Annotated in this window: 15 protein-coding genes; 11 read left to right on the forward strand and 4 right to left on the reverse strand. The window is 62.1% G+C overall.

Annotation, left to right across the window (positions count from 1 at the left end; translation table 11 throughout):
* The first annotated feature begins 8 nt into the window (after window positions 1–8).
* From B0E42_RS00890 to B0E42_RS00900, 3 genes are all read left to right on the forward strand, one after another.
* Entirely contained in the window at window positions 9–674 is a 666-nt protein-coding gene (locus tag B0E42_RS00890; protein ID WP_003196639.1) for a fumarylacetoacetate hydrolase family protein, read from the forward strand.
* 231 nt (window positions 675–905) lie between these two features.
* Complete coding sequence (locus tag B0E42_RS00895; RefSeq protein ID WP_024618981.1) at window positions 906–1,829, forward strand: SdiA-regulated domain-containing protein; 924 nt, start codon at window positions 906–908, stop codon at window positions 1,827–1,829.
* Between the two features lie 122 nt (window positions 1,830–1,951).
* Window positions 1,952–2,860 (forward strand): SdiA-regulated domain-containing protein, encoded by a 909-nt coding sequence (locus B0E42_RS00900; protein WP_053177597.1) that lies wholly within the window; start codon window positions 1,952–1,954, stop codon window positions 2,858–2,860.
* Window positions 2,861–3,005: 145 nt separating this feature from the next.
* Here the strand turns inward: B0E42_RS00900 and rpiA are convergent, their stop codons facing one another.
* Window positions 3,006–3,680, reverse strand: a complete 675-nt coding sequence (gene rpiA / locus B0E42_RS00905) for a ribose-5-phosphate isomerase RpiA (RefSeq protein WP_014336005.1) — start codon at window positions 3,678–3,680, stop codon at window positions 3,006–3,008.
* A 137-nt stretch (window positions 3,681–3,817) separates the two neighbouring features.
* On the opposite strand from rpiA, the gene ilvA reads away from it, so the two are divergent.
* Both ilvA and B0E42_RS00915 read left to right on the forward strand, forming a co-directional pair.
* Window positions 3,818–5,332, forward strand: coding sequence for a threonine ammonia-lyase, biosynthetic (ilvA, locus tag B0E42_RS00910; RefSeq protein ID WP_018608861.1), 1,515 nt, complete (start codon window positions 3,818–3,820; stop codon window positions 5,330–5,332).
* 45 nt (window positions 5,333–5,377) lie between these two features.
* Window positions 5,378–5,803 (forward strand): DUF2269 family protein, encoded by a 426-nt coding sequence (locus tag B0E42_RS00915; RefSeq protein ID WP_018608863.1) that lies wholly within the window; start codon window positions 5,378–5,380, stop codon window positions 5,801–5,803.
* A 178-nt stretch (window positions 5,804–5,981) separates the two neighbouring features.
* Here the strand turns inward: B0E42_RS00915 and B0E42_RS00920 are convergent, their stop codons facing one another.
* Window positions 5,982–6,638 (reverse strand): HAD family phosphatase, encoded by a 657-nt coding sequence (locus B0E42_RS00920; RefSeq protein WP_018608864.1) that lies wholly within the window; start codon window positions 6,636–6,638, stop codon window positions 5,982–5,984.
* 143 nt (window positions 6,639–6,781) lie between these two features.
* Here B0E42_RS00920 and B0E42_RS00925 point away from each other — a divergent pair, with 143 nt between their 5' ends.
* On the forward strand, window positions 6,782–7,261 hold the full coding sequence (locus tag B0E42_RS00925; protein WP_003186867.1) for an RNA pyrophosphohydrolase: 480 nt from the start codon (window positions 6,782–6,784) through the stop codon (window positions 7,259–7,261).
* 22 nt (window positions 7,262–7,283) lie between these two features.
* Window positions 7,284–9,563: a phosphoenolpyruvate--protein phosphotransferase gene (gene ptsP, locus B0E42_RS00930; protein ID WP_018608868.1), complete on the forward strand. Its 2,280-nt coding sequence runs from the start codon at window positions 7,284–7,286 to the stop codon at window positions 9,561–9,563.
* A gap of 132 nt (window positions 9,564–9,695) precedes the next feature.
* Here ptsP and B0E42_RS00935 read toward each other — a convergent pair whose 3' ends face one another.
* Window positions 9,696–10,442, reverse strand: a complete 747-nt coding sequence (locus B0E42_RS00935; RefSeq protein ID WP_077505292.1) for an NRDE family protein — start codon at window positions 10,440–10,442, stop codon at window positions 9,696–9,698.
* A gap of 299 nt (window positions 10,443–10,741) precedes the next feature.
* Between B0E42_RS00935 and B0E42_RS00940 the strand changes: the two genes are divergently transcribed.
* The 3 genes from B0E42_RS00940 to B0E42_RS00950 all read left to right on the forward strand — a co-directional run bounded on the left by B0E42_RS00940 (window position 10,742) and on the right by B0E42_RS00950 (window position 13,423).
* Window positions 10,742–11,524: a sulfite exporter TauE/SafE family protein gene (locus B0E42_RS00940; RefSeq protein WP_024619700.1), complete on the forward strand. Its 783-nt coding sequence runs from the start codon at window positions 10,742–10,744 to the stop codon at window positions 11,522–11,524.
* A gap of 68 nt (window positions 11,525–11,592) precedes the next feature.
* Window positions 11,593–12,402, forward strand: a complete 810-nt coding sequence (lgt, locus tag B0E42_RS00945; protein WP_018608873.1) for a prolipoprotein diacylglyceryl transferase — start codon at window positions 11,593–11,595, stop codon at window positions 12,400–12,402.
* A gap of 49 nt (window positions 12,403–12,451) precedes the next feature.
* Window positions 12,452–13,423, forward strand: a complete 972-nt coding sequence (locus B0E42_RS00950; RefSeq protein WP_014335997.1) for a thymidylate synthase — start codon at window positions 12,452–12,454, stop codon at window positions 13,421–13,423.
* Between the two features lie 193 nt (window positions 13,424–13,616).
* On the opposite strand, the gene cadR is transcribed toward B0E42_RS00950, so the two are convergent.
* Window positions 13,617–14,063: a Cd(II)/Pb(II)-responsive transcriptional regulator gene (gene cadR / locus B0E42_RS00955; protein ID WP_003196623.1), complete on the reverse strand. Its 447-nt coding sequence runs from the start codon at window positions 14,061–14,063 to the stop codon at window positions 13,617–13,619.
* Window positions 14,064–14,149: 86 nt separating this feature from the next.
* Here cadR and B0E42_RS00960 point away from each other — a divergent pair, with 86 nt between their 5' ends.
* Complete coding sequence (locus B0E42_RS00960) at window positions 14,150–16,369, forward strand: heavy metal translocating P-type ATPase (protein WP_077505294.1); 2,220 nt, start codon at window positions 14,150–14,152, stop codon at window positions 16,367–16,369.
* Window positions 16,370–16,418 lie beyond the last annotated feature (49 nt).

Genomic DNA, 16,418 nt, shown 5'->3' on the forward strand with positions numbered 1-16,418 from the left:
GTCGGTAAATGAGCTATCAGCACCAGTATGTCGACGGTACACGTATTCATTTCCCGGTCGGGAAAGTGGTGTGCATTGGCCGCAACTACGCCGAACATGCAAAGGAACTGGATAACCCGGTGCCCACCGAACCCTTGCTGTTCATCAAGCCGGGCAGTTGCGTGGTGCCGCTGGAAGGCGGTTTCAGTATTCCGGCCGACCGCGGCTCGGTGCACTACGAGGCGGAAATCGCCGTGCTGATCGGCAAGCCGCTGTCCACCAAGCCCAGCGTTGAAGAAGTACTGGACGCGATCTCCGGTTTCGCCCCGGCTCTGGACCTGACACTGCGGGACAAACAGGCCGAGCTCAAGGCCAAGGGCCTGCCGTGGGAAGTGGCCAAGTCCTTCGACGGCGCGGCGGTGCTCGCACCGTTCGTGTCGAGCGGCACCTTTGCCGACCTGACCGACATCCCCGTTCGCCTGACCATCAACGGTGAAGTGCGCCAGGACGGCAACAGCAGCCTGATGCTCAACCCCATCGTGCCGATGATCCAGTACATGGCCGGCTGCTTCTCGCTGCAGGCCGGCGACGTGATCCTCACCGGCACCCCGGCAGGCGTCGGGCCGCTGAATGCAGGCGATGAACTGGTACTGGAGCTGCCGGGGGCAAGCCGCTTCGAAAGCAGCGTTCGCTAAAAACGCAATGCTTACCTCACTGTGGGAGCGAGCCTGCTCGCGATAGCGGTCTATCCGACACATTAATGTTGGCTGACACACCGCTATCGCGAGCAGGCTCGCTCCCACAGGTATATATGGCGCATATCCGATCATTTACCGTTTTTTTCACATGCCATCCGGATAATTCCAGGGAATGTGGCGTCTGAGCTAGCCATTCCCCTCGCCGAATTTTCTGGAACGCATTCCCCGATGGCCACAACCCAAGCACTGCCAGCCGCCAAACCTGCCCGTCGCCCTAGGCTCAGGTATGCCTGGTCGCTGCTGGCAGTGGCCGCTGCCTACGGCCTGGCGTTCGCGATGCACTGGGACGACCGCGGCCTGCTTTGGCTATCGGAACACCTCCAGAGCCCGACTCAACGCCAGGTGAGTGTCTGGCTGCCGGACTACCACGCCGTGATCGACGCCAAGCCGCTACCAGGCATGGAGGAGGACGAGGCGTCCGATGTGGCCTACAACCCCCAGACCAAGACCCTGTTCGCCGTCATGGGCAAGCACCCGTCCCTGGTGGAACTGAGCCTTCAAGGCGATGTGCTGCGCAAGATGCCCTTGGTGGGTTGGAGCAATCCCGAGGGCGTGGCCTATATGCCCAATGGCCTGTTAGCGATTACCGACGAACGCCGTCACACCCTCTCGATCGTCCAGGTGGACGCCAACACACGCGAGCTCAACAGCACTGACTTCCCTCACTACGACCTGGGTGCATCAGAAAACCAGAACAAAGGGTTCGAAGGAGTCACCTGGGATCCACGCAACCAGCAACTGGCGCTCGGAGAGGAACGCCCGCCGGCGCTGTTTACCTGGAAAAGCGATGGCAGCCAGCTGCTCAAGGGCGACAAGCAGATCCATGTTAGCAATGAACTGGACCTGCGCAACCTCTCGGCATTGGCGATCGACCCGCGAACCGGTCACATGCTGGTGCTTTCGGCCGACTCCCATCTGCTGCTGGAACTGGACGAAAAAGGCGAGCAGGTCAGCTTCATGACCTTGCTGGGCGGTTTCAACGGCTTGAAAAATACGATCCCGCGTGCCGAAGGCGTCACCGTCGATGAGGCCGGCAACCTGTACATGGTCAGCGAACCGAACCTGTTCTATCGTTTCGAAAAACAGCGCTGACAGCACTAACTCTGCAGGATAAGTCTTCCTTCGTTGTAGGGTGTGGCACACAGCCATTAAGTTTCAGTTCAGGCAGCCGTGGTATTTCCACTCACCTGTTCTCATCCGAGCCCCCCCCCTACATGCGTCGACTCGCCCGCCCCAAACCGTTGATACTGCTGACGCTGGTGCTGATTCTCCTGATCGCAGCCGGCCAGCACCTGCGCCTGTTCGAACGCGCCTGGTTCAACCTCAACACCTATTGGCAACCCATCAGCGAAAAAACCATCGCCTTGGACCAATACCGGGTCGCGCTCGAAGCGCAGGTGATCGAGGGCCTGGACGATGATGTTTCAGCGCTGACGTTCGATCCGATCCGCAAGAGCCTGTTCACCGTCACCAATAAAAATGCCGAGATGATCGAGTTATCGCTGGATGGCAAGATCTTGCGGCGTATCGCCCTGATCGGCTTTGGCGATCCGGAGGCGGTGGAATTCATCAGCGAAGACACTTATGTCATCACTGACGAGCGCCAGCATCGCCTGATCAAGATTCACCTGGAGGCCGACACCCGATTCCTCGACGCAGCCGACGCCGAGCAAATGACCCTCGGCGTGCACATGAGCGGCAACAAGGGATTCGAAGGGCTGGCCTACGACTCGGTGGGCAAACGCCTGTTCGTGGCGAAGGAACGCGACCCGATGCTGATTTATGAAGTGCATGGGTTTCCCCACCACAATCCAGAAAAGTCCTACGCGGTCCATGTGATCAACAACCCCAAGCGCGATGCCGGGCTGTTCGTGCGCGACCTTTCAAGCCTGCAATACGACGAGCGCAGCGGCCATTTGCTGGCGCTGTCCGATGAGTCGCGGTTGATTATCGAATTGGATATCGACGGCCGGCCGTTGAGCACGCTGTCGTTGAGCAAAGGCCGGCAGGGCCTGCAAAAAAACGTGCCCCAGGCCGAAGGCCTCGCCATGGACGACGATGGCAACCTGTATCTGGTGAGCGAGCCGAACCTGTTCTACGTGTTCAAGAAGCCGCAGCCTTGATCCTGGCCTGACGCAGAACCCATGTGGGAGCGGGCTTGCTCGCGAATGCGGTGTATCAGACACTGAATGTCAACCGACACACCGCCTTCGCGAGCAAGCCCGCTCCCACAGGGTTGGGTGTTGAATCAATCACTAATTGCCTGACTTATTCAGCCCGCAGGGTCTTCACCCCTTCAGGGGTCCCCAGCAGCAGCACATCCGCGGGACGCGCAGCGAACAAACCGTTGGTGACCACGCCAACGATGGCGTTGATCTGGCTTTCCAGCTCCACCGGGTTGGTGATCTGCAGGTTGTGCACGTCCAGGATGATGTTGCCGTTATCGGTCAACACGCCTTCGCGATACACCGGGTCGCCGCCCAGCTTCACCAATTGGCGGGCCACATGGCTGCGGGCCATGGGAATGACTTCAACCGGCAGCGGGAACGCGCCAAGCACCGGCACCAGCTTGCTGGCATCGGCGATGCAGATGAAGGTCTTGGCCACGGCCGCGACGATCTTCTCGCGAGTCAGGGCCGCGCCGCCGCCCTTGATCAGGTTCAGGTGCGCGTCGCTTTCGTCGGCACCGTCAATGTAGAACTCCAGGTCGCTCACGGTGTTGAGCTCGTACACCGGGATCCCGTGGCCCTTGAGGCGCGCGGCGGTCGCTTCGGAGCTGGCGACCGCGCCGTCGAACGCGCCCTTGTGTTGCGCCAGCGCGTCGATGAAGCAATTGGCCGTCGAGCCGGTGCCAACCCCGACGACGCTCTTGTCATCCAGCTTCGGGAGGATGAGGTCGACGGCGGCCTGGGCCACGGCCTGTTTGAGTTGATCCTGGGTCATGCGAGCTCCGAAAGCGGGCAGGAAGTAAAGAGGGGCGCGAGTATAACCCAACAAAACCTTGGGATTCGTGTGGTCGCCCAGCTAAAAGCCGGGTTAGACTCCTTGGCCCTGCCCAACCCGCTCAGTGATGCTTTCCGATGCTTGAACAGTACGTCAAAAAGATCCTCACCTCGCGCGTTTACGACGTTGCCGTAGAAACCCCGCTGCAGACCGCTCGCCAGCTCTCCGAGCGGCTGGGCAACAGCATTTTGCTCAAGCGCGAAGACTTGCAGCCGGTGTTCTCGTTCAAGATTCGCGGGGCCTACAACAAGCTGACCCAGCTCAGCGACGAAGAGCGCGCACGCGGCGTGGTCACGGCTTCGGCGGGCAACCACGCCCAGGGCCTGGCCCTGGCGGCCAAGGTGCTGGGCGTCAAGGCCACCATCGTGATGCCCAAGACCACCCCGGAAATCAAGGTCGAAGGCGTGCGTTCGCGCGGTGGCAAAGTGGTGCTGCACGGTGACTCATTCCCCGAAGCCCTGGCCTATTCGCTGAAACTGGTCGACGAAAAAGGCTACGTCTACATCCACCCGTATGACGATCCCCACACCATTGCCGGGCAGGGCACCGTGGCGATGGAAATCCTGCGCCAGCACCCGGGGCGCCTGGATGCGATCTTCGTCCCGGTGGGCGGTGGCGGGCTGATTGCCGGGATCGCGGCCTACGTGAAATACCTGCGCCCGGACATCAAGATCATCGGCGTCGAGCCGGACGATTCCAATTGCCTGCAAGCGGCCATGGCCGCTGGCGAGCGCGTGGTCCTGCCGACCGTGGGGCTGTTCGCCGACGGCGTCGCCGTGGCGCAGATCGGCCAGCACACCTTTGATATCTGCAAGCATTACGTGGACGAAGTGATCACCGTCAGCACCGACGAGATCTGCGCCGCAATCAAGGACATCTACGACGATACCCGCTCGATCACCGAACCTGCTGGCGCCCTGGGCGTGGCCGGAATCAAGAAGTACGTCGAGTCACGGAGCATCAGCGGCCAGACCCTGGTGGCCATCGACTCCGGTGCCAACGTCAACTTCGACCGCTTGCGCCACGTTGCCGAACGCGCCGAACTGGGCGAGGGCCGCGAAGCGATCATCGCCGTGACCATCCCCGAGAAGCCGGGCAGCTTCAAGGCGTTCTGCGAAGCCGTCGGCAAGCGCCAGATCACCGAATTCAACTATCGCTACAACACCGGCAGCGAAGCGCACATCTTCGTCGGCGTGCAGACCCACCCGGAAAACGACCCGCGCAGCGCGCTGATCGCCAGCCTGACCGAACAAGGCTTCCCGGTGCTGGACCTGACCGACAATGAACTGGCCAAGTTGCACATTCGCCACATGGTCGGCGGGCATGCAGCCCATGTCATCGACGAAGTGGTGCTGCGCTTCGAATTCCCGGAACGCCCGGGGGCGCTGTTCAACTTCCTCAACAAGCTGGGTGGGCGCTGGAATATCTCGATGTTCCACTACCGCAACCATGGCGCGGCCGATGGCCGTGTGGTCGCCGGGCTACAGGTGCCGCACGATGAGCGTCACCTGGTACCGGCTGCCCTGGAAGAAATCGGCTACCCGTACTGGGATGAAAGCGATAACCCGGCCTATCAACTGTTCCTGGGTTGATAAAGCCGGGCTAGGCTGTGAGCAAGACTTAAGGAAAATCCAACAATGGAAACATTGACTGCGCTGAAGATCGCTCACGTCATCGCCACCGTACTGCTGCTGGCAGGCGCCCTGGGGCTGGCCGTCTGGGTCTGGCGCACGCGCCGCAATGGCGATGCCACGGCGGCGGCGCGCACGCTGCAACGTCCGCGGCTGTTCATCTGGCTGGTGATGATCCTGGCTCTTGCGAGCCTGCCCTTCACGGGCTGGTGGATGGTGCATCAGGTTGGCTGGCCGCTGGGGCAGACCTGGCTGCTGGCTTCCAGCGTGCTCTACACCTTGGCGGCGCTGGCGGGGTTCTGGCTGGTGGTGCGACTGAACAAATTGCGCAAGGCACCGGGAGGTAGCGGGAAGTTTACCTTTGCCTTGGCGCTGTTCAGTGTTGTCTGCTTTGTCGCCATTGCGGGGTTGATGGGGGCCAAGCCGGTTTAAAACACAGTCTGTGGGAGCAAAGCTTGCCCGCGATTCTGTGGGAGCAAGGCTTGCCCGCGAGTGGCTGTGGGAGCAAGGCTTGCCCGCGATTGGCTTTACGCGATGCAAAGGTACGTATGCCAATCGCGAGCAAGCTTTGCTCCCACAGCCACTCGCGAGCAAGCCTTGCTCCCACAGTTCAATTGCGCAACGAAATTACCGGCCAACCCCGCTTCTGGGCCTCGGCCCGAAGATTCGGATCCGGATCCACCGCCACCGGATGCGTCACCACCTCCAGCAGCGCCAGGTCATTCATCGAGTCGCTGTAGAAATAGCTGCCCTCGAGCGAATGCCCGGTCTCTTCCAGCCAACGGTTCAACCGGGTCACCTTGCCCTCGCGAAAACACGGGATGTCGGTGCTGCGGCCGCTGTAGCGCCCGTCGATCATCTCGCACTCGGTGGCGATCAGGGTCTCGACGCCCAGGCGCTCGGCAATCGGCCCGGTGACAAAGCGGTTGGTGGCGGTGATGATCACCAGCTTGTCGCCAGCGTCACGGTGCTTTTCCAGCAATTCGATGGCCTGGGGCAACACGATCGGCTCGATGCAGTCGCGCATGTAGTCCAGGTGCCACTGGGCCAGCACGTGCATTTCGGTGCGACCGAGGATTTCCAGGCAAAAATTCAGGTACTCGGCGTTGTCGAGCTTGCCGGCCAGGTAATCCTGGTAGAACGCGTCGTTGCGTGCCTTGTACGTGACAGCGTCCAGGAAACCGCGCTCGCACAGGTAATCGCCCCACGCGTGGTCGCTGTCGCCGCCCAGCAATGTGTTGTCCAAGTCGAATAAAGCCAGCCGCATTGCAGTTACTCGCTGAAAAATCTGAAGAAAGGCGTCCAGAATACGGACTTTTCACAAGAGTGCACATAAGCTAGGGACGCTCGTTGCTGCTTTCACAACCTTTGTGGAACAATGCGGCGACATGCGTTTGCGAGGTTGTTGCCGTGATCGATCCCGATGGTTTCCGTCCCAATGTGGGGATCATTCTTACGAATGATGCTGGGCAGGTGCTATGGGCACGCCGTATCAATCAAGACGCCTGGCAGTTTCCCCAGGGCGGGATCAACCCCCAGGAGACGCCGGAAGAGGCCTTGTACCGCGAATTGAATGAAGAAGTGGGGCTTGAGCGAGAAGATGTCGAAATACTCGCCTGCACCCGCGGCTGGTTGCGCTATCGTTTGCCGCAACGCCTGGTCAGGACGCACAGCCAACCGCTGTGCATCGGCCAGAAGCAGAAATGGTTTCTCCTGCGCCTGATCTCCAACGAGCAGCGGGTGCGGATGGATTTGACCGGTAAACCGGAGTTCGATGGCTGGCGCTGGGTCAGCTATTGGTATCCGTTGGGCCAGGTGGTGACATTCAAGCGCGAAGTGTACCGACGCGCTCTCAAAGAGCTTGCCCCGCGCCTGCTGACGCGCGACTGACGACGGAGTTCGACCCCGAGCCATGCTCAATACGCTGCGCAAGATCGTCCAGGAAGTTAACTCCGCCAAGGATCTCAAGGCGGCGTTGGGGATTATTGTATTGCGTGTCAAAGAGGCCATGGGCAGCCAGGTCTGCTCGGTCTACCTGCTGGACCCCGAGACCAATCGTTTCGTGCTGATGGCCACCGAGGGCTTGAACAAGCGCTCCATCGGCAAGGTCAGCATGGCCCCCAATGAAGGCCTGGTCGGTCTGGTCGGCACACGCGAAGAACCCCTGAACCTCGAAAACGCCGCGGATCACCCGCGCTACCGCTACTTTGCCGAAACCGGCGAAGAACGCTACGCCTCGTTCCTCGGGGCACCGATCATCCACCACCGCCGCGTCGTCGGCGTGTTGGTCATCCAGCAAAAAGAGCGCCGCCAGTTCGACGAAGGTGAAGAAGCCTTCCTCGTGACCATGAGCGCGCAACTGGCCGGGGTTATCGCCCACGCCGAGGCCACCGGCTCGATCAGCGGCCTGGGTCGCCAGGGCAAGGGCATCCAGGAAGCCAAGTTCGTCGGCGTACCGGGCTCACCGGGCGCGGCGGTGGGCACGGCGGTGGTCATGTTGCCGCCCGCCGACCTCGACGTGGTGCCGGACAAGGCCATCGCCGACATCGAGGCCGAGCTGGGTTTGTTCAAGACCGCCATCGAAGGCGTACGCGCCGACATGCGGGCCCTGTCGGCCAAGCTGGCGACACAGCTGCGCCCTGAAGAGCGCGCGCTGTTCGACGTTTACCTGATGATGCTCGACGATGCCTCCCTGGGCAGTGAAGTGACCACCGTCATCAAGACCGGCCAGTGGGCCCAGGGCGCGCTGCGCCAGGTGGTGACCGACCACGTCAACCGTTTCGAACTGATGGACGACGCCTACCTGCGCGAGCGGGCCTCGGACGTCAAGGACCTTGGCCGCCGCTTGCTGGCCTACTTGCAGCAGGAACGCCAGCAGACCCTGGTCTACCCCGACAACACCATCCTGGTCAGCGAAGAGCTGACCCCGGCCATGCTCGGCGAAGTGCCCGAAGGCAAGCTGGCGGGGCTGGTCTCGGTATTGGGTTCGGGCAACTCCCACGTGGCGATCCTGGCCCGGGCCATGGGCATCCCGACGGTGATGGGCCTGGTGGACCTGCCGTACTCCAAGGTCGACGGCATCCAGATGATCGTCGATGGCTACCACGGCGAGGTCTATACCAACCCCAGCGACGTGCTGCGCAAGCAGTTTGCCGATGTGGTCGAGGAAGAAAAACAACTGTCCCTGGGCCTGGATGCGCTGCGGGACCTGCCGTGCATAACCCTTGACGGCCACCGCATGCCACTGTGGGTCAACACCGGCCTGCTGGCCGACGTGGCCCGGGCGCAGAAGCGCGGGGCCGAGGGTGTAGGCCTGTACCGCACCGAAGTGCCGTTCATGATCAACCAGCGCTTCCCCAGCGAAAAGGAACAGCTGGCGATCTACCGCGAACAACTGGCCGCGTTCCACCCGCAACCGGTGACCATGCGCAGCCTGGACATCGGCGGCGACAAGTCCCTGTCCTACTTCCCGATCAAGGAAGACAACCCGTTCCTCGGCTGGCGCGGTATTCGCGTGACGCTCGACCACCCGGAAATCTTCCTGGTCCAGGCCCGCGCCATGCTCAAGGCCAGCGAAGGCCTGAACAACCTGCGCATCCTGCTGCCGATGATCTCCGGCACCCATGAGCTGGAAGAAGCCCTGCACCTGATCCACCGGGCCTGGGGCGAAGTACGCGACGAAGGCACCGACGTGCCGATGCCGCCGGTCGGGGTGATGATCGAGATTCCGGCCGCGGTGTACCAGACCAAGGAACTGGCGCGGCAGGTGGACTTCCTGTCGGTGGGTTCCAACGACCTGACCCAGTACCTGCTGGCCGTGGACCGCAACAACCCGCGGGTCGCGGACCTGTACGACTACCTGCACCCGGCGGTGCTGCAAGCCTTGCAGAACGTGGTGCGCGACGCCCATGCCGAAGGCAAGCCGGTGAGCATCTGCGGCGAAATGGCTGGCGACCCCGCGGCCGCGGTGCTGCTGATGGCGATGGGGTTCGACAGCCTGTCGATGAACGCTACCAACTTGCCGAAAGTGAAATGGATGCTGCGCCAGATCAATCTCAGCAAGGCCCAGGAATTGCTCGCGGAAGTGATGACCATCGACAACCCGCAAGTGATCCACAGCTCCTTGCAACTGGCGCTGAAGAACCTTGGGTTGGCGCGGATGATCAATCCGGCTTCGAACAAGACTCTCTGAACCTGCGGCGCCCCTATCGCGAGCAAGCTCGCTCCCACAGGGGATCTCGGTTGTTCACAAATATGTGTTCACTGGAGATCTACTGTGGGAGCGAGCTTGCTCGCGATAGGGCCCGCACTCACACCACAAAAATTAAACCCTGACCGCCACCTCCCCCAAATGCCCCCCATGCGGCCCGAAACTGCGCTCGACCATCTGCCGCGTCCCGTCGGCATGGACAATCAGCGCCGTACTCGCCCGCGTCCCGTAGGCCGGGCTGGCGATGAACACACTCGATAACAGCGTCTCGGTCGCCACGCCCACCCCCGTATCAGGCAGCTCAGCCACCGGAGCAGGTTGCGGGTCGTTCAGCAGCGCCAGCAACGCCTCGGGCTGCGGATCATCCAGCACCTCGCCCAGCGCCGCACGAGCCTTGAGCAACTTGGGCCAGGGCGTGTTCAACCCTGCGTTCGACACGCCATAGAGCCCCTCGCCCAACCGCTGCGGCTGGGTATCGCGGGCGTTGTGGTGCCAGAGCTCGACGCCATCGCCGAGCAGCAGGTTGAAGCCACCGTACTCGCCGGCGCGGGGCACGACTTCGCTCAGGTAGTCGGCAATCGACAGATTCCCGGTCAGGAACCGCGCCACCAGCTCGCCGCGCGACTTGAAGGCCGGCAATTGGCCAGGGTCACGGATGTTGGTCAGCGCCGCAAAGCGCCCCTCGGCGCCAATGCCGAGCCAGGTGCCGCCGGCCTCCAGGTCGCGACCGGCATGCACATGGGGCGCATCAGGCCACTGGGCCAGGGGCAAGGTCGGCCGGGCATAGAACTCGTCGCGGTTGGCCGCCACGATCAGCGGCCGGGCGTGGCCAGGGCGCCAGGCAAATACGATCAGGCACATCAGGTTGTCCTGTGTAAGAAATGGAGCTGAGCAACACTGCTTTTGTGGCGAGGGGATTTATCCCCGCTGGGCTGCGAAGTAGCCCCAAAACTTTCAACTCGATCAACCTGGTACACCGAGTTCCCAGGTTTTAGGGCTGCTGCGCAGCCCAGCGGGGATAAATCCCCTCGCCACAGGGACAGTAATCATTAGCCACTCTACCCATACATCAATGACGCATCCATCGCCTTCAGTAGAGCCCAAGCCCCTCGATCCGTTACCATGCCGCTCTTATTTCAGGGATGGTCGGGGAGACGCTGGTGGAATTTGTGCTCTATCTGCTGCTCGGCGCCTGCGCCGGCGTGCTGGCCGGGTTGTTCGGTGTGGGGGGCGGGATCATCATTGTCCCGGTGCTGGTGTTCAGTTTCACCCTGCAGGGTTTCGACCCGCAGGTGTTGACGCATCTGGCCGTCGGCACCTCACTGGCATCGATCATCTTCACCTCGGTCAATGCGGTGCGCGAGCATCAGCGCAAAGGCGCGGTGCGCTGGCCGGTGTTCGCCTGGATGACCGTCGGCATCCTGATCGGTGCCGGATTCGGTGCGATCACCGCCGAAGCGATTTCCGGCCCGCACCTGCAAAAGATCATCGGCGTGTTCGCCCTGATCATTGCCGTGCAACTGGCCCTGAACTTCAAGCCCAACGCCAGTCGCAACGTACCGGGCAAGGCCGGACTGACCCTGGCCGGCACGGTGATTGGCTGGGCCTCGGCGATTTTCGGCATCGGTGGCGGTTCACTGACCGTGCCGTTCCTGACCTGGCGCAGCGTACCGATGCAGCAAGCGGTCGCGACGTCATCGGCCTGCGGACTGCCCATCGCCGTGGTCAGCGCATTAAGTTTCATGATTTTGGGCTGGCACGATCCGCTGCTGCCGGCCCATAGTCTCGGTTTTGTGTATTTGCCGGCGCTGCTGGGCATCGCCTTGACCAGCATGGTCTTCGCCCGTTTCGGCGCGCGGCTGGCCCATCGCCTGTCACCGCGCTTGCTCAAGCGGTTGTTTGCCGCCCTGCTATTCTGCGTGGGCTTGAGTTTTCTGTTCTGACGCAATCCTGGCTTAATCCCGAGGTGGCAGCGTCGCCCGGGTATTTTTGACGTTTACGAGGAATATCAATGCTGCCTTACCCGCAGATCGATCCGGTAGCCCTGGCCATCGGCCCGCTGAAAATCCACTGGTACGGCCTGATGTACCTGATCGGCATCGGCGGCGCCTGGTTGCTGGCGTCGCGCCGGCTCAACCGTTTCGACCCGACCTGGAACAAGGAAAAACTTTCCGACCTGGTGTTCTGGCTGTCCATGGGCGTGATCGTCGGCGGGCGCCTGGGCTATGTGCTGTTCTACGACCTGAGCGCCTATGTGGCCAACCCGACGCTGATCTTCGAAGTCTGGAAGGGCGGCATGTCGTTCCACGGTGGGTTCATCGGCGTGATGTTGGCGGCGTTGTGGTTCGGCAAGCGCAACAACAAGTCGTTTTTCGAGCTGATGGACTTCGTCGCGCCAATGGTGCCGATCGGCCTGGGCGCAGGGCGCATCGGCAACTTCATCAATGCCGAGTTATGGGGCAAGTCGACCGACGTGCCGTGGGCGATGATCTTCCCGCCGTTCAGCGACCCGGCGCAGTTGCCGCGCCACCCGTCGCAGCTTTATCAATTCGCCCTCGAAGGCGTGGCACTGTTCCTGATTCTCTGGCTGTTCTCGCGCAAGCCGCGGCCAACCATGGCGGTGTCGGGCATGTTCGCGCTGTTCTATGGCATCTTCCGTTTCATCGTTGAATTCGTCCGCGTCCCGGACGCCCAGCTCGGCTATCTGGCGTGGAACTGGCTGACCATGGGCCAGGTGTTGTGCCTGCCGATGATCATCGGCGGCCTGGCGCTGATCTGGCTGGCTTATCATCGTGCGCCGGCTGCGGCAGCCAAGGTTTAAAATTCGAACCCCGGGGCGTTGGCCCCGGGTTCAAGGACACAGGTAACCCATGAAGCAATATCTCGATCTGGTGGCCCACGTCATCAAGAACGGCACCAAGCAAGCCAACCGCACCGGTGTGAACACCATCAGCTTCCCCGGCGCCATGCTGCGCTATGACTTGAAAGACGGTTTCCCGGCCATCACCACCCGCAAAATGGCCTTCAAATCGGCCATCGGCGAGATGTGCGGCTTCCTGCGTGGCGTGAACAATGCCGCCGAATTCCGTGCCCTGGGCTGCAAGGTCTGGGACCAGAACGCCAACGAAAACGCCCAGTGGCTGGCCAACCCGTTCCGCCAGGGCGAAGACGACCTGGGCGAGATCTACGGCGTGCAATGGCGCAAATGGCCGGCCTACAAACAGATCCCCTTGAGCAACCCGGCCGCCATCGAGCAGACACTGGCCCAGGGTTACCGGCAGATCGCCGAGGGCGAAGAAAACGGCCAGGCCTACGTGGTGCTGTACAAGGCCATCGACCAGGTTCGCCAGTGCGTCGACACCATCATCAAGGACCCGGGCAGCCGGCGCATCCTGTTCCACGGCTGGAACTGCGCCCAGCTCGATGAAATGGCCCTGCCGCCGTGCCACCTGCTCTACCAGTTCCACCCGAATGTCGAGACCAGGGAAATCTCCCTGACCCTCTACATCCGCTCCAACGACCTGGGCCTGGGCACGCCGTTCAACCTCACCGAAGGCGCCGCACTGCTGAGCCTGATCGGCCGCCTGACCGGCTACACGCCGCGCTGGTTCACCTATTTCATCGGCGATGCCCACGTCTACGAAAACCACTTGGACATGCTCAACGAACAGCTCACGCGCGAACCGTTCCCGATGCCCAAGCTGGTGATTTCCGAGCGTGTGCCGGAGTTCGCCAAGACCGGCGTGTACCAGCCTGAGTGGCTGGAGTTGGTGGAGCCGGGCGACTTCTCCCTCGAAGGCTACCAGCACCATGCGCCGATGACCGCGCCGATGGCGGTCTAGAAGAATCCCACCATCCCCCTGTGTGCGGGCCTGTGGGAGCAAAGCTTGCTCGCGATGGAAACGCCTCGATCCGTCAGAAGATCGCGTTATCGTTCATCGCGAGCAAGCTTTGCTCCCACAGGCTCACACCAAGCTTTGCTCCCACAGGCTCGCCCATAGGCGACTCTGTGTATTGGGGATTGGTGGCAAGGGCTCAATGCCCGTGACTACGCCCCACATGGGAATGCTCCACCTCCGGCGCCACCGCCCCGCTCACCTCCAGGCGCTGCAAGATCCCGCATTGATCCAGGTCCGGTCCTTCGCCACAGCGATGGCGCAGGTCGATCAGTTGCGTCTGCAAGGCCAGCAGGCCGTCGATGCGGGCCTTGACGTGCTGGATGTGTTCGTCGATCAGCGCGTTGACGCTTTCGCACTGGTCCTGGGGGCTGTCGCGCAGGGCCAGGAGGCTGCGGATTTCTTCCAGGGTCATGTCCAGGGTGCGGCAATTGCGGATGAACGTCAGCCGCTCGGCATGGGCCTGGGTGTAGACACGGTAATTGCCGTCGCTACGGGCCGGTTCCGGCAGCAAGCCTTCGCGCTCGTAGTAGCGGATGGTTTCGACCTGGCAGTCGGTGATTTTCGCCAGTTCTCCGATCTTCATGCTGCGACCTCCCAAATAGGTGCTTGACCCTATAGTGGCTACAGGGTCTTTACTGCGCAACAGGCACTTTTCACGGACGTCACCCGATGAGCGATTCCCTTCACATCCACAAACCCGACCACGGCCATGACCACGGGCATTCCTGCTGCGCATCGAAAGCAGCCCCGTCACAGGTCATCCTCGGCAAAACGCCGACGGACGGTGCGCGGCTGAGCAGTTTCCGCATCGAAGCCATGGACTGCCCCACCGAACAGACGCTGATCCAGAACAAGCTCGGCAAGCTCGAAGGCGTGCAGCAACTGGATTTCAACCTGATCAACCGCGTACTGGGCGTGACCCACGATTTGCCCAGCGACGCGCCGATCATCAAGGCCATCGAATCCTTAGGGATGCAGGCCGAGCCGATGACCCCGGGCAAAGAGAAAACCGCCCCTGACTTGCCCGCCCCGGCCAAGCCCTGGTGGCCGCTGGCGCTGTCCGGCGTGACAGCCCTGGGCGCCGAGGTGATCCACTTCACCAACGCCGCGCCAAACTGGGTGGTCGCAGTGGTGGCATTGGTGTCGATCCTCAGCGGTGGCCTGGGTACCTACAAGAAGGGCTGGATCGCCCTGAAAAACCGCAACTTGAACATCAATGCGTTGATGAGCATCGCCGTGACCGGCGCCGTGCTGATCGGCCAATGGCCAGAAGCGGCGATGGTGATGTTCCTGTTCACCGTGGCCGAGCTGATCGAAGCCAAATCCCTGGACCGGGCGCGCAACGCCATCAGCGGCCTGATGCAGATGGCCCCGGAACAGGCCACCGTGCAACAGGCTGATGGCAGCTGGCAGGCACAAGACGTAAAAGTCATCGCCCTCGGTGCGCGGGTACGGGTTCGCCCGGGCGAAAGGGTGGGCCTGGACGGTGACGTGGTCGCCGGCCGTTCGACCATCGACCAGGCACCGATTACCGGCGAGAGCCTGCCGGTGGAAAAAACCATCGGCGACAAGGTGTTTGCCGGCACCATCAACCAGGCCGGCGAATTGGAATACACCGTGACCGCAGCGGCCGATCACTCCACCCTGGCGCGGATCATCCACGCCGTTGAACAGGCCCAGGGCTCCCGCGCGCCGACCCAACGCTTCGTCGACCAGTTCTCGAAAATCTACACCCCGGCGGTGTTTGTCCTGGCCCTGGTCGTGGCCGTCATCCCACCGTTGTTCATGGGTGCGGCGTGGTTCGACTGGATCTACCGGGCGCTGGTGCTGCTGGTGGTCGCCTGCCCCTGCGCGCTGGTGATTTCCACCCCCGTGACCATCGTCAGCGGCCTCGCTGCCGCCGCGCGCAAAGGCATCCTGGTCAAGGGCGGCGTGTACCTGGAGGGCGGCTACAAGCTCGACTACCTGGCCTTGGACAAGACCGGCACGATCACCCACGGCAAGCCGGTGCAAACCGACTATGTGGCGCTGGACCCGAGCGTGGAAACCATCGCTCCGGCCCTGGCCGCCAGCCTCGCCGCCCGCTCCGATCACCCGGTTTCCCGGGCGATTGCCAACGCGGCTGTGGATAAGCAACTGGCACAGCAGGTTGTGGATAACTTCGAGGCGCTTGCCGGGCGTGGCGTGCGCGGCGACATCGGCGGGCAGACGTATCACCTGGGCAATCACCGCCTGGTGGAAGACCTCGGCCTGTGCTCCCCCGAACTGGAAGAGAAACTCTTCGCCCTGGAAAAACAAGGCAAGTCCGTGGTGCTGCTGCTCGACGCTACAGGCCCCTTGGCGCTGTTTGCCGTGGCCGACACCGTGAAGGACTCAAGTCGCGAAGCCATCCGGCAACTGCATGACCTGGGCATCAAGACCTTGATGCTCACCGGCGACAACGCCCACACCGCCGACGCGATTGCTGCACAGGTGGGCATGGACCAAGCCCGAGGCGACCTGTTGCCCGAAGACAAGCTGCAAGCCATCGAAGCGTTGTACGCCCAGGGTCACCGCGTCGGCATGGTCGGCGACGGCATCAACGACGCCCCGGCCCTGGCCCGTTCGGAAATCGGTTTCGCCATGGCGGCGGCCGGCACCGACACGGCCATCGAAACCGCCGATGTCGCCTTGATGGACGATGATCTGCGCAAGATCCCGGCGTTCATTCGCCTGTCGCGGCAGACTTCAAGCATCCTGAAACAGAACATTGCCTTGGCGTTGGTGATCAAGGCGATCTTCCTCGGGTTCACCTTCGCCGGGTTCGCCACCATGTGGATGGCGGTGTTTGCCGACATGGGGGTGAGTTTGCTGGTGGTGTTCAATGGGTTGCGGTTGCTACGCAAGTAAAGTTTGCGGTGACCGGGAGGGCCCCATCGCGAGCAAGCTTTGCTCCCAC

Source organism: Pseudomonas sp. A25(2017), assembly GCF_002001065.1.
Lineage (GTDB): Bacteria > Pseudomonadota > Gammaproteobacteria > Pseudomonadales > Pseudomonadaceae > Aquipseudomonas > Aquipseudomonas kilonensis.